Genomic DNA, 13,151 nt, shown 5'->3' with positions numbered 1-13,151 from the left:
ACAAGCGAATGCTCAGCCGGATAATGCACGCCAGTCAACAAATTGTTTGATGGGAAGCTTTAGGTGCACATGAAAAACTCGTTTGGTTTCACCTGTTACCTCGCCGGCCTCAGCATGCTGGGCTATTTGGCGATGGATATGTATTTACCGGCATTTGGCACATTGCGCAGTGAGTTAAACCTGTCAGCCGGTGCGGTGGGGGCCAGTTTAAGCATCTTTCTGGCCGGTTTTGCGTTTGGCCAATTGCTCTGGGGACCGCTGTCGGATCGGCTTGGACGCAAGCCTGTGCTCTTGGCGGGTTTGTCGATGTTTGCGTTGGGCTGTCTGGGCATGCTCTGGGTCGACAACGCGGTGTGGCTGTTGAGCCTGCGCTTTATTCAGGCCATCGGCATTTGCGCCGCAGCGGTGACGTGGCAAGCCCTGGTGATTGACCGTTACCCGGCCGACAAAGCCAATCGGGTGTTTGCAGGCATTATGCCGCTGATGGGCTTATCGCCAGCCCTGGCGCCCCTGTTGGGGGCCGTGGTGCTCAACCATTTGGGGTGGCAGGCAATCTTCACGGTGTTGCTGGGGATTTCTCTGATGCTGTTGGTGCCCACGCTGCTGCTTAAAGATAAGCCGCGCGTACATAGTCAGACAGAGACTGCGCGCGTGAGTTACTTCCAGTTGCTGAGTTCGGCGACGTTCAGCGGCAATGTGATGATTTTTGCAGCGTGCTCAGCCAGTTTTTTCGCTTGGCTGACGGCTTCACCCTTCATCCTCGGCGACATGGGCTACAGCCCGAATGATATTGGCTTGAGCTATGCGTTTCCGACGCTGGCATTTTTAATTGGCGGCTACAGCTGCCGCAGTGCCTTGCAGCACATCAAAGGCCGTACGTTATTGCCCTGGTTGTTGTTGGCTTATTGCGCAAGCATGGTGGGACTCTATGTCGTGGCCACACAGACTGAACCCACGCTGCTCACCTTGTTGATTCCGTTTTGCCTGATGGCGTTGGTCAACGGGGCGAGTTACCCGATCGTGGTCGCCAACGCCTTGCTGCCATTTTCCAAAAATTCAGGCAAAGCCGCTGCACTGCAAAACACACTACAGCTTGGTTTGTGCTTTCTGGGCAGTCTGCTGGTGTCGGCCTACATCAGTAAACCGCTAGAAATCACCGTCGAGGTCATGCTGGCTTCAGCACCCTTAGCACTGTTGGGTTACATGATTCAGCGGCGCAAAGTTGTGGCCGAAGGTCTGGCAACGCGCTGAACTTTGTCGTCATCGTGGGCATCAAAGCGTTTTCGAGTCACTGCGTGAGCGCTTTGGATGACCCAAATCATTACCCCGGATACCCCGCCACAGGTTCACACCGAACATGACGCAAAAATGTTTGGTTCGCCCAAGGACCGTCTGGACTTTTACCGCCGCGAAATCCAGTACGAAACCAGCATCTTGTCCCACCGCACGGACGCCTATCTGGCAGCCCAGTCTTTTTTGGTGATCGCATTTGCGTCGAGCATGGCCAACCTCAACCCTGAGTGGGGCAAGTTCTTCACGTTGACTGTGCCACCGATGCTGGCGGTGTTGGGGCTCATGATTTCGTTGAATGCCTGGCCGGGTATTCGGGCTGCGTACGACATCATCGATCATTGGCACTTCAAGCAGAGTGAGTTGCTAAGCAGCGAGCCACAGATGGGGCTTGCTTATGACGAGTCCCCGCTGTTTTGTGAGATGGAGTCGACGCACAAAGGCTACAAAAAATCGTTGATGTTCTCGGTACGGTCGCCTTGGCTGTTCGCCTGCTTCTGGTTGGTGCTGGGTGCGTTTTCGCTTTACATCCAGATCGATAACCCAATGACTTAAGGGTGTTTCAAACCGTGAAAAAGCCGAGCCTCATTACAGGCCCGGCCTTTTCATTGGGTGTCATGCAAGGTCGACCAGTACGATTTCACTGTCCTCCAGTGCCTGTACGCGCAGCACGCTTTCATCAGCGACGGCCACCCCGTCACGGGCATTGGCTCGCAGGCCGTTGACCTCAATCACACCGGTCGCAGGCACCAGATACGCACGTCTGCCTTTATCCAAGACGTATTCGGCTGTCTCGCCCGCCTTCAGGTTGGCGGCCATCAGGCGAGCGTCGGCGCGGATACGCAGGCTCTCTTGATCACCGTCCTTGCCGCTGGCCAACGTCACAAAGCCTTCACGCTGACCTTTAGGGAACGGTTTGGCGCCCCACGCAGGTGCATCACCGGCCTGATTGGGCAGAATCCAGATCTGGAAAATCTTGGTCGCGTTCGATTCCAGGTTGTACTCGCTGTGCGCAATGCCAGTGCCGGCACTCATGACTTGCACATCGCCTGCTTCAGTGCGGCCTTTGTTGCCCAGGTTATCTTCATGAGTGATGGCGCCGTCTCGCACATAGGTGATGATTTCCATGTCACGGTGCGGATGTTTTGGGAAACCGGTGCCGGGAGCGATGACGTCGTCGTTCCATACGCGCAGGTTGCCCCAGTTCATGCGTTGCGGGTCGTAGTACTCGGCGAACGAAAAGTGATGATGCGCGTCCAACCAGCCGTGATTCGCGCCGCCCAGTGTGTTGAAAGGTCTGAGTTCAAGCATGATGACGCTCCTGTTCGGGTCAGTCGGGCGAAGGATGCTGCTACCCGATCGATGATGGGAGTGAGTTTCCAATAATGATTAATCGATAAAAAGCGTAAAAAATGTTTTAAACCAATCTATATATTCGATGTTTACCCTTGGCAACAGATAATCCTTTGCCTTCAAAACTCAAGCTAAACAGCTGACATTCAAGCAATTAGCTAGAACTCTTCGCGCAATGGGGCGACCATAGTGCCCCCGGACAGCCTCACACCTTGGAGTCAGCGTGCCGCAACACAAATCCGATCAGCCTGATGAACTCGCTCCTATCACTCAACTGCCCTTGCTCAAGCGCCTGGCTGCACGGTTGTTTGGCAGCGGTTTAACCCGTTTGCGGGCTCAACACGCAGCATCGTGGTTGCATGGCCAGGCGGACGGGTTTCGCAGCGGGCACAGCGCGGGGGTGGATTACGGCTACAAAGAGGGCCATGCCGAGGGATTGGAAGACGGGCGTCAGGTGCTGCACATCAATGACACGCGATCCCGGGAACTCCGCGGGCCGGGGGTCGACAATGACCTGTTTGATGACTGGCGCCTGCCCCTGACGGCTGAGTTGAAAAAGCAGGTCAAGGCTGATGTGGCGGCGATGTTGCCGGCGCATGCGCAACCTAGTGCAGCGCAATGGAAGATGATCTTCAGTGACACCCCTTCAACCTCGGTGGTCGCGGGTGCAGGGGCAGGGAAATCGACCTCGCTGGTCTTGCGTATTTTGCTGCTCAGCCACTACTTGGGTTTTGAGCTGAGTTCGATGACCGTCGTCACCTTTACCCGAGAGTCGCGTAAGGACTTTATTGCCAAGCTGCAAGAAGTGTTCGGTTTGTGGGGGCGAGCCCTGAGTTTCAAGCAGGCGCAGGACGTTGTACGCACCTTTCACTCGCGTATTTTGCCGATGGTGCGCAGCCTGCCGGGCTACGCCAAGTTAGAAGCCTTTGAAAACCTTAGTACGCGCAGTGCCCAGGCGGATGAAGAGGTTGAGAGCAATCCTTTTGATTTGCGCATCAACGACACCCAGCGCCAACAACTGAATGCCTGTTATCACGCGCTGTACACCCGTGACGAACGCTTTAAGACGCTTATGGCGCCGCTGCGTCGGCATGCTCTACAGCTCGGGGCGCTGGAACGTGATCATCCGGATGTGCAAAAGCGCATGGCGGTGACTGAATTAGCCGCCAAGCGCGATGAAGAACTCTGCGACACCCTCGAAGATTTATGGTTTGGCGCGGGCGCGTGGCCTATTCAGGGCATTGAGCCGAGCCGTGAAACCTTCCAGATCAATGGCTCAACCTTCCATTGCCACGGTTATATCCCGCAGCTCAACGCGTGGGTGGTGTTGGGGTTTGATCCAGGAGAAAGCCCGCAGATCAGCCGTCCCAATGCCAAGCTGACCGTGCGCGCAGAGTGGGCAGTCAAGAAGACGCTGTTTCGAGCTTTCTGCGATAAACCATTGATATGGCTAGATAGTTATAGCGCGTCAAAGCGTGTTCTATCTGCTCTGGCGGATGAGGCGAGCGCGGGGCCTGGCATTGACTACAAGCTCAAGGGGGAGCTGAGTTCAGCGCCGCTGCTGGACTGTTTTGTCAGCGCCGCCAGCTTTATCGAGAACCTGGGGCTGGATGTTGCGACGGCTGTCGGTGACATGCGCTTTGCCAAAGACGACCCCGACCGGTTTTTCTTCGAGGCGTTGAGCCTGTATTGGCGTGCACTGGAAGATCACTTGCTGGCGCAAACCCCGCCAGTCATGACCTATAACCGTATGTTCGCGCTGTTTGGCGAGAACAGCCCCGAAAATTTCAAGCTGCTCAACCATGAGCAATTGCGTCCGCTTTCGCATTTGATGATCGATGAATTTCAGGACGTTTCGCCACAGATCGTCTCCTGGTTGCGTGCCAGTTTGCGCGAGATCCGCAGCCGTGGTCCCGCCATGCACATCGGCCGGGGCGCACAACGTTCGTCGTTGCTGTGTGTTGGCGATGACTGGCAGTCGATTTACGGCTGGCGGGGCAGTTCGCCCAAATACTTTATGGATTTCAATAAAGAGTTTGTTTCACCGGCCACTACGCGGGTGATGCTCAGTGACAATTTCCGTAGCCACCAGCACATTATTGATGCCGCCGAACACATCGTGCGTGCAGCGCCTGGTATTCCCGGCAAGCGTGCCAAGGCGAGTGGAGAGCCAAAAACGTTGGTGCCGGTTACCGTATTGAATCGTGACGATCAGGCGCTGGCCGCACAACTGATCGAGCATTACAACGCAGGTAACAGCGTCTTAATGTTGTATCGAAAAAGCAGCGATAAGTTATTGATAGAAAAAGAAATTCAGTCTGTAGTTAATGCGGATTCTAGATTGCAGCCAGAGGCACGCAGGCTTAAACAGTTGACCTATCACAGCTCCAAAGGGCTGCAAGCGGATGCGGTTTTCCTGCTGGGAGACTGTCAGCATTTAACGTCATCGCCCTACAAAAATCAGGTGTATCGCATGGCTGGGCTAGGTAAGGCTGGTGACCCCGAGCCGTATGATTCGGCGCAGAAGGACGAGGTGCTGCGTCTGGCCTATGTCGGTATCACGCGTGCGATCAAGCATTGTTATTGGTACGTAGAAAGCCAGGACGCTCAAGGGCCGAACATCCCCAAGGCTTCTGATCGGGTGCCTAAAGACAAAGCCTTCTTCGAAGACATGCGTGGCGTCACTGCCCAGACGCAGCGCTAGAAGAGCCTGCCTTCGCGCTTAAGTCTTAAGGCGAAGCCGCAAGGTTAGCCGCGCGCCCCCGTCGCTCAAGACGGGTGCGGCGTCACACGGTAGACGCACCGGCGATCGCCGGTGATCAAATGCTCAATGCGTTCAACGTCAGCGTCTTGCCCTAACGCCGCCTGAAACACTTGCAGCTCCGAACGACAGAAACCCTGACATTTCTGCGCGGCAATGCAAATCGGACAATGGCTCTCTATCAGCAGCCAGCTGTCACCGTCGGCCTGCATGCTGGCCATATAACCGGCCGCGTCGCGAATCCCTACCAGGACCATGACTTTTTCTTCGAGGCTGGTGGCCTGTGCGCAAGCGTTGACGTAGTCGTGGGTATTGGCTTGTTCAATGCTGTTGACCACTTTATCGATGCCATCGTTGCCGTAGATCAACTTGATCGAATCAATCAGCTGCAAGGTGAGCTGCGCGTGCGTGTCGGGAAACCGCGCCTGCGCCGCAGGGGTGAGCGCCCACTTCTGCGAGGGGCGGCCTGCGCCTGCCGAAGGCACGACTTGACCGACAATCAGCTCGGCCTCCAGCAGTTTTTGAATTTGCTGGCGCGTGGCCTCAAGGGTGATGTTTAGCATCGGTCCCAGGTCGGCAGTTTTAAGCGGGCCATGGGATTTGAGCAAAAACAGAATCCGTTCAGCAGTGGCGCCGGTGTTGCGCGAGGCATTGGCGGAGTCGGTCGGGGTTGCGCACATAGGGCAGTGGTCGTCTCAAGAGGGATGGGTGAAGCCGGGCGTGATCATACCCACAACTTCAAAAAATAATTATCAAAGCTTTACCTTTTGTAATAGGCTCGATGCAACGGAATGTAACTCAGGACAGGGATATGACAACGGCAACAGGATGGGCGGCATTATTGCTGGGCAAAAACGGACTCAGGTCCTTGGCGCTGGCGGGTGGAGTCGCGTTGCATGCGATCAACGTGTACTTGGTCACCACCATTTTGCCGTCTGTGGTCAAGGACATCGGCGGGCTTGATTACTACGCCTGGAACACCACGTTGTTTGTCGTGGCTTCGATTATCGGCTCAGTGCTGTCGGCCAAGTGCCTGACCGGCCTTGGGCCAAAACTCGCGTATGCAGTAGCGGGTGTGATTTTTGCCATCGGCTGTGGCATTTGCAGCCTGGCGCCGGACATGGGCGTGTTAATCCTTGGGCGCACAGTGCAAGGGTTGGGGGGCGGATTATTGTTCGCCTTGCCGTACTCGATGATCCGCCTGGTGTTCGATGAAGGTTTGTGGCCGCGCGCAATGGCCCTGATTTCGGGCATGTGGGGCGCTGCGACGCTGATCGGACCTGCGGTGGGCGGGGTATTTGCTCAATATGACGCCTGGCGTGCGGCGTTCTGGGCGCTGATCCCCGTCACACTGGTGTTCATGTTGCTGGCTACGCTGATGCTGCCCAAGAAAAGCACCGAGCCGCGTGCCAAGGTCTCGGTGCCGATGGTGCAACTGGCGCTATTGACCGCAGTGGTGCTGGCCATCTCCCTGGGCAGCATCAAACCCTCGCCCTTGTTCAATGGCTTGGGGTTACTGGCCGGGTTAGTGCTGTTGTATGCGGTGTACCGGGTGGAGGGCAGCGACAAACATCGCATGCTGCCCCAAAACAGCCTGAGTTCCCGCGGCGCATTGTTGCCGATCTATCTGTCCATGAGTTTGATGGTCATTGGCATGACCAGTGAAGTCTTTGTGCCGTACTTCTTGCAAGTGCTGCACTTGCAAACGCCGTTGGTAGCGGGCTATATCGCGGCTTTAATGGCGGCTGGCTGGACGTTGGGAGCGCTCTACAGTTCGAGCCTGGCCCGTGAGTCGGCCAATCGGGCAACGCTGTATGGCCCGGTGTTTGTCGTCGTGGGGTTGGCGCTGGCGTGCATTTTTGTCCCGCAAACCACCGGTTCTGTACTGAGTTTGTGCGGGGTCTCGGTGGGCATGGTCTGCGTGGGTACAGGTATAGGTCTGGCGTGGCCACACCTGCTGACGCGGGTATTGGCCAATGTGCCGGATGCTGAGAAAAACATTGCCGGGGCCTCCATCACCACTGTGCAGTTGATTGCTACGGCCATTGGTGCGGCGTTGGCGGGCATGATTGCTAACCTGGCCGGATTTACCACACCGGGCGGCGTGGAGGGTGCGTCGAGCGCTGCGGCGTGGTTGTTTGGTCTGTATGCATTGCTGTCGGCGCTGCTGTTTATCACTGTGCGCCAGGTGATCCGGCGCGATACGGTTGAGGGGCACGTTGATAGAGACGTGCTACTGGCCACTGAAAAGCCGGAGTTGCCATGACTCTGGCCAGCGCAATGAGCAGCGGTGAGAGTGACGTGATGGCAGATGCCGATGTCCTCGGGCAAATCCGGGCGCTTGATGTCCGCCTACTCGGTGGGCGGCCTATCGGCTTGTGTGAAAACCACTTCATCGACTTGACGAGCGCCATTGCCGGGCCGGGCAGTGCGCCGCGCAATGGGGAGGGGCGGGATATTCGGCGCGAAAACCTGTGCCGGTTGGTCTACACCCTGGGCGGTCATGGCGAAATCAGGCAAACCGAGGTGGACTTTCAGCGCGTACCGTTCACGTTGCCTGATTTGCCACCTGCAACTGCTGCACCTGCTGATGCAGCGGCGCAGGCGGTGCGTATTGATCCGCACAGTCAATTTGGCTACCTGCCGTTGGACATGACGGGTGAAGTGGCCAATATCTCGCTGGACTCAACCCACAATGAGCAGACGCGTTTGACGCTGTCTCACTGGCCTGCCAACCGCACCCCGCAGCCTTACAAAGCCAACTTGTCGACGCAAAGTGCTTTGCGCTACATGGCGCAGGCCAGTACCTGGCCGCAGGCGAGCATCGTCACCAGCGATCATTTCGACCTCGACGGCTTGGCCTCTATCTATGCGTTTCTGGCCCCCGAGCAGGCGCAGCGTCATGCAGACGTGCTGATCGATGTTGCCCGGTTGGGGGACTACGCTCGCGGTACCTGCAGCCATGCTTTGCAGGTGGCTTTTACCCTCAACCATTTGGCCGAGCGCACCCGCACCTCACGTGCACCCAACGAAAGTCGGCAGTTGCTTGAAACCTTTGGCACGTTGCTGCCATTGCTCAACGATGTAATTGAGCGCACGCACACCTACAGCCCAGCCTGGCGCGAGCAATGGCAGCTGCTTGAGCACACCGAAACGCTGTTGTCAGACCCGCAGATGCAGCTTGAGGAACATGCTGATATTGACTTGGCCGTATTTCGCCTGCCCGCAGAGGCGAGCGCTCGAATCAACCTGGGCCAACCTTACTTCGGGCTTTCCAATATCGCGTTTCATAACCGCACTAAATGCGGCGTGTTGGCGATCATAAAGGGTCCTTTTATCGAGATTCGCCAACGCTACGAAAGCTGGGTGGAGCGTGTTAGCGGTTTGATGCGAGGCCGCCGCGACCTGGCGATTTTCCAGCATGCGATACAGGATCGGGAGCGGGGTAACGCGCACTGGGGTTACGACGGTGTGCAATGGATCATGCCGGCACTGAAACTGCGTGCCGGCGGCCTGAGTGATCTTTCGCCGCAGACGGTACTGGAAGAACTCAAGCAATTCCTGCGTGTGGCCCCGGTTGCGTGGAGCAATGCCTGACCCGCTGACGTTGCCAGACAACCCGCCGTGCGACCTGCATCGTTAGCATTTACTCAATATCGAGGCCGTTGGCCCGCAATTGATTTCTCAATTGCGGGCGGTAGTTATGGGCGTAACGCTGGCTCACACTGCTCGACCAATTCTGCGGTTGCGGGCGTTGCTGACGTTGCCAGTGCGCGAGCATCGCCTGGTCGTGCTCGCCTATCGCTGAGTCAATCGCATGGGGGTCATAGCGCTCGTCATGGCGAAAGCTGCTTATCGGCAAGCGCGGTTTTTGCGCGGCAGGATGCAGCACGTAGCCAAGCGCCATTCCGCACAGGGCGAAGGTTTTTTCAGGCAATTGCAGCAGTTCAATCATGGCGCTGGCATTGGCACGTATGCCGCTAACCGGCACCACGCCCAGGCCCAGTGAGCGGGCTGCCGTCATCATGGTGCTGAGAATGATCCCGGCATCGGTGGCAGCAGCCAGCATGCCTTCAAGGCAACGGTGAATATGTTGCTCGGCCCCGGCCCGGGCAACCCCTTGCGCTGTTTTGTGAAAGTCCACGATCAGCGTGATGAACACGGGTGCGGTCGCAATCCAGGGCTGACCGCCTGCCAGTTCTGCAATACGTTGGCGGGTTTCGGGGGCACGTACCACAACCGAGGAAATGTGCTGCGCATTGAAGGCAGAGGGCGCTTTGTGGGCAGTTTGAATAATGGCGCTCAGCAACTCCTCATCCACAGAACGTGTTTGAAAGCTGCGCTCGCTACGATGGCGAGTGAGTAAATGAATCGTGTCGTTCATAAAACGCCTCATTCCTTAAGGACTTATTAAAGGTTGATCTTTGGTCGGTATTTCACGCTGGGCTGGAGGTGTAAACGCGTCTTTTTAGCAAAGAATAACTGATCATGAAGGTTATATGAAATAGTGTTTAGATAATTAAAAAATATAAAAGACATTCCTTGTTTTTATAGGAAACGCGTCTACGCTCCTGCCGTGCCAAGCAGGGCACTCATGTTTGAGTGCCCGAGTGGCGTCTTTTTTTCTGCCCGGTCACTGGCAGAGCCGCAGTGGGGCAATGCCAAGTGCCAGGCATGGACGCAAATAACTAATAAGGAAGACAGTGGTATGAACGCGCAAAAACCGACAACCCTTTATGAACGCGCTAACGAAGTGGCGGGTTTAAACAGTGTTGTGGACTTGGTTAAGTTATCTGATCAATATCGCCAATCGGCTATTTTGCACTTTGCTGTTGACCAGCAGGTGTTTGACCATACCCAGCTTCCCGTGTCGGCCGAAGACGTTGCAACGCGTTTAGGATGGACCTCAAATAAAGGCAAGATTTTCCTCAATGGCCTGGTGGCCTTGGGGTTACTCAATAAACACGAGGACCGGTTTAGCAATCAGGTCTTGAGTGATCGTTTTTTAGTCAGCAGCAGCCCCGAATTCATTGGCCCCATCATTGCTCACCAGCGCTTGCAGTGGCAGAACTGGCCGCGGCTGGGCGAGATCCTGGCCACTGGCCAATCCATGGATTTCCAGCAGGAAAACCGTTTCAAGCACGACCAGGCCGCACGTGACGCTTTTAACGAAGCGATGGTGCGCTTTAGCCAGCCAATGGTGGATGTGGTGCGTGAACTGCCGATTTTCGATAACGCGCGCAAGGTAATCGATTTGGCAGGCGGGCATGGCACCTATATCGCCGAAATAGCCCGACGTCACCCCACGCTCAAGGGTGAAATCTGGGACTTGGCTGCCACACGCGACGCCGCCCAACACACGCTGGACACCTACAATCTGCATGACCGCTTAACGTTCAAAGAGCGCAACCTGCTCGACTTGGCCAAGTACCAGGGCGAAACCGCTGATGTGGTAATGCTTAACGATTGCCTGCACTACTTCACCCGCGAGCAAACCCGCGACCTGATTGCCTCGGCCAGCCAACTCGTAGCCAAGGGCGGGGCATTGATGATTTTGAGCATGTCGCTGGATGCTAACGAAATCACGCCGGCTCTTTCCGCTGATTTCTCGTTGCACATGATGGTCAATACCGTGAATGGCGAGTTGCACCCCACGCCATGGCTTGCTCAACAGATGAGTGATCAGGGGTTCGAGGTCATGGAAGAAAAACTGGGGCGTTACAGTTTGTTGGTAGGGCGTGGCAAGGGGGAGGTTGCTGACCGTGCTTAAGCTTCTTGCGCTTCAGTCCCCTGCCTGCGCCGCCCGGCATCGTGCCTGGGCCAATGACTTGAGCGCAATTGCCAGCCTGGCCGGGTTTGAGTTTCACCTTGAAGGTGAGGTGCCCGCGCAGATCGATGGCCTCATTTTGTTGTGTGCCTCAGCGAGTGATGAACAGTTCTTTGCCGAGCATTTGCTTAAGTCCCCTGAGCACGCCAAAAACACGGCAGCGGTGGTGATTGCACTGGATGATTATCCGCAGCATGGCTCGCTCGCATTGCTGAACAGTGCACACGCATTTGTTTATCCTCACGGCCTGAATGTGACAAGCCATCAGCCATCAGTGACAGTCAGCGACTGGTTGGCCGGTTTTTCGAAATTTGCCGCCGCCGTCAAAATGTGGCGCTCGCTGGAGGGCATAACGATTGCCTGCGCCAGGGAAGCCGCGTTGGCGCCTCAGGTCAGCCATATCAATATCCTGACCCGCGACCTCGCCGTTTCACAGGCTTTCTATGAGCAGGTGCTGTCGGCCAGATATTGCTACAACCTTGGCCCGCGCAAGATCGTAATGGAACTCAATGGTTTCGATTTCTTCATTGAGTTAAATCCCACGTTCAGCTACCCGCCGGGCTACCACATCGGTTTGCGTGCATTGCCACACGACGTACAGCGCATTGCCGACAAGGTAGCCACCTGGCCCGGGATCAACGTAGTCAAGGGCAATGGTCCAGCTCCAGGCTTTCATCATGGGCCTGACAACGTGCGCACGGCGGTGTATTTCGAAGACCCTGACGGGTTGGTGATTGAGGTGTATTCCTCTGAAATCGAAATGATTGAAACCAACCCGCGCCTGGTCCTCGACCACCTCTAATCGTTGGACAAACGCGCTGATCGGGTAGCCCCTCGCGTCCCGTTCAGCCTGTCTGTGGCTAACAGAGTGAGTGTATGAAAACTAAAAAAGCAGGGCACTGGCCTCGATTTTCGAGCCCGCTCCCTAAAGAGGTGACTGACCGTTTTTTGATGGGCTATGCGCCGCATTTTGTGGAGCATCCCATCAGCCGTCAGGTGCAAGGCGCATTGATCGATATGCTGGCGCTGCCGGTCAGTCAATTGCTCAGCATCATCAGCCAGGTTGAGCAGCCTTTGGCGACGCGCATTGCGGCCGGCGAAGTGCTGGGACTCAAAGGCGATCCGCGTATCGACCCCTTCAACCCGCACATGTTGACGGTGCCCGGCGGTACCGTTCAGATCGGGTTGGCGCCTGAGCGTGTGGACCCCGTGATGAGCGCGTTCGAAGGTCTGGGGCTTGATCGCAGCTGGATCGAGAAAGAAACCCCCTGCCATCGGGTTGCACTCGATGAGTACCGGATTGCACGTTATCCGGTGACCAACAGCGAGTATCGGCATTTTTTGCTTGAAACTCAGCACCCGGCACTTGCAAGCAGTTGGGCATTCGGCGCTTACCCGCATCATATGGCCAACCATCCGGTGTACAGCGTCGATGCCAGCGATGCGGATGCCTACGCGTGCTGGTTGAGCAAGCGCACCGGGCGTCTGTTCGCCTTGCCCTCTGAAGCACAGTGGGAGCATGCAGCGGCGGGGAGCCAGCGCTTGCAGTTCCCCTGGGGTGAGCACTTTGATGCCACTTTTGCCAACACGGCGGAACTGGGCTTGATGCAAACCACGCCAGTGGGGGTATTCATTGAAGGGGCTTCACCGTTCGGGGTGATGGACATGGCCGGCAACGTTGAAGAGTACGTTGCCGAGGCTTACCACCCTTACCCTGGCGGACCACAGATCCGTGATGACTTGGTGCTGGATGTCGGTGAGCATCGCGTCGCGCGGGGTGGAAGCTTCACCCGTTTCAGAGACCTGGCCCGCACCGCGCGTCGTCATGGCCGTTACCCCCGACCGCTCTATGTCATGGGTTTTCGCTTAGTTGAAAACCTACGTTGATTGTCTGTCATCTGAACTTTTAATTGGGATACC

General features: G+C 56.4%; 11 protein-coding genes. 8 read left to right on the top strand and 3 right to left on the bottom strand.

Translation table 11 applies throughout. The annotated features are described in order from the left end of the window. Window positions 1-69: 69 nt before the first annotated feature. Both punC and TU86_RS13810 read left to right on the top strand, forming a co-directional pair. Complete coding sequence (gene punC, locus TU86_RS13815) at window positions 70-1,251, top strand: purine nucleoside transporter PunC (protein ID WP_048364882.1); 1,182 nt, start codon at window positions 70-72, stop codon at window positions 1,249-1,251. Between the two features lie 57 nt (window positions 1,252-1,308). Further along, window positions 1,309-1,845: a hypothetical protein gene (locus TU86_RS13810; protein WP_048364881.1), complete on the top strand. Its 537-nt coding sequence runs from the start codon at window positions 1,309-1,311 to the stop codon at window positions 1,843-1,845. Window positions 1,846-1,905: 60 nt separating this feature from the next. Here TU86_RS13810 and TU86_RS13805 read toward each other — a convergent pair whose 3' ends face one another. Further along, window positions 1,906-2,601: a pirin family protein gene (locus TU86_RS13805; protein WP_048364880.1), complete on the bottom strand. Its 696-nt coding sequence runs from the start codon at window positions 2,599-2,601 to the stop codon at window positions 1,906-1,908. A gap of 265 nt (window positions 2,602-2,866) precedes the next feature. Here TU86_RS13805 and TU86_RS13800 point away from each other — a divergent pair, with 265 nt between their 5' ends. Then, window positions 2,867-5,347, top strand: coding sequence for a UvrD-helicase domain-containing protein (locus TU86_RS13800; RefSeq protein WP_048364879.1), 2,481 nt, complete (start codon window positions 2,867-2,869; stop codon window positions 5,345-5,347). A 65-nt stretch (window positions 5,348-5,412) separates the two neighbouring features. On the opposite strand, the gene TU86_RS13795 is transcribed toward TU86_RS13800, so the two are convergent. Then, window positions 5,413-6,084 carry a helix-turn-helix transcriptional regulator gene (locus TU86_RS13795; RefSeq protein WP_048364878.1) on the bottom strand — a complete coding sequence of 224 codons (672 nt, stop codon included), beginning with the start codon at window positions 6,082-6,084 and terminating at the stop codon, window positions 5,413-5,415. A 131-nt stretch (window positions 6,085-6,215) separates the two neighbouring features. On the opposite strand from TU86_RS13795, the gene TU86_RS13790 reads away from it, so the two are divergent. Beyond that, window positions 6,216-7,670 (top strand): MFS transporter, encoded by a 1,455-nt coding sequence (locus TU86_RS13790; protein WP_048364877.1) that lies wholly within the window; start codon window positions 6,216-6,218, stop codon window positions 7,668-7,670. Further along, on the top strand, window positions 7,667-9,001 hold the full coding sequence (locus tag TU86_RS13785; RefSeq protein WP_053076028.1) for a DUF6687 family protein: 1,335 nt from the start codon (window positions 7,667-7,669) through the stop codon (window positions 8,999-9,001). Before TU86_RS13790 ends, TU86_RS13785 begins: the two co-directional genes overlap by 4 nt. Window positions 9,002-9,050: 49 nt before the next feature. On the opposite strand, the gene TU86_RS13780 is transcribed toward TU86_RS13785, so the two are convergent. Further along, window positions 9,051-9,788, bottom strand: a complete 738-nt coding sequence (locus TU86_RS13780) for a nitroreductase family protein (protein WP_048364876.1) — start codon at window positions 9,786-9,788, stop codon at window positions 9,051-9,053. A 324-nt stretch (window positions 9,789-10,112) separates the two neighbouring features. On the opposite strand from TU86_RS13780, the gene TU86_RS13775 reads away from it, so the two are divergent. The 3 genes from TU86_RS13775 (at window position 10,113) to TU86_RS13765 (ending at window position 13,118) form a co-directional block, all read left to right on the top strand. Beyond that, window positions 10,113-11,174 carry a methyltransferase gene (locus tag TU86_RS13775; RefSeq protein WP_048364875.1) on the top strand — a complete coding sequence of 354 codons (1,062 nt, stop codon included), beginning with the start codon at window positions 10,113-10,115 and terminating at the stop codon, window positions 11,172-11,174. After that, window positions 11,167-12,033, top strand: a complete 867-nt coding sequence (locus TU86_RS13770; protein ID WP_053076037.1) for a VOC family protein — start codon at window positions 11,167-11,169, stop codon at window positions 12,031-12,033. The genes TU86_RS13775 and TU86_RS13770 overlap by 8 nt, the downstream gene beginning before the upstream one ends. Before the next feature lie 74 nt (window positions 12,034-12,107). Further along, on the top strand, window positions 12,108-13,118 hold the full coding sequence (locus TU86_RS13765; RefSeq protein WP_048364874.1) for a formylglycine-generating enzyme family protein: 1,011 nt from the start codon (window positions 12,108-12,110) through the stop codon (window positions 13,116-13,118). Window positions 13,119-13,151: the final 33 nt, after the last annotated feature.

The sequence above is a fragment of the Pseudomonas weihenstephanensis genome (assembly GCF_001043055.1).
GTDB lineage: Bacteria > Pseudomonadota > Gammaproteobacteria > Pseudomonadales > Pseudomonadaceae > Aquipseudomonas > Aquipseudomonas weihenstephanensis.
This window is presented reverse-complemented; position numbering and strand designations above follow the sequence as displayed.

Coding starts and splice junctions, on each gene's coding strand:
- punC (WP_048364882.1), top strand. CDS start 70: ATGAAAAACTCGTTTGGTTTCACCTGTTACCTCGCCGGCCTCAGCATG.
- TU86_RS13785 (WP_053076028.1), top strand. CDS start 7,667: ATGACTCTGGCCAGCGCAATGAGCAGCGGTGAGAGTGACGTGATGGCA.
- TU86_RS13790 (WP_048364877.1), top strand. CDS start 6,216: ATGACAACGGCAACAGGATGGGCGGCATTATTGCTGGGCAAAAACGGA.
- TU86_RS13795 (WP_048364878.1), bottom strand. CDS start 6,084: ATGTGCGCAACCCCGACCGACTCCGCCAATGCCTCGCGCAACACCGGC.
- TU86_RS13775 (WP_048364875.1), top strand. CDS start 10,113: ATGAACGCGCAAAAACCGACAACCCTTTATGAACGCGCTAACGAAGTG.
- TU86_RS13765 (WP_048364874.1), top strand. CDS start 12,108: ATGAAAACTAAAAAAGCAGGGCACTGGCCTCGATTTTCGAGCCCGCTC.
- TU86_RS13805 (WP_048364880.1), bottom strand. CDS start 2,601: ATGCTTGAACTCAGACCTTTCAACACACTGGGCGGCGCGAATCACGGC.
- TU86_RS13810 (WP_048364881.1), top strand. CDS start 1,309: ATGACCCAAATCATTACCCCGGATACCCCGCCACAGGTTCACACCGAA.
- TU86_RS13780 (WP_048364876.1), bottom strand. CDS start 9,788: ATGAACGACACGATTCATTTACTCACTCGCCATCGTAGCGAGCGCAGC.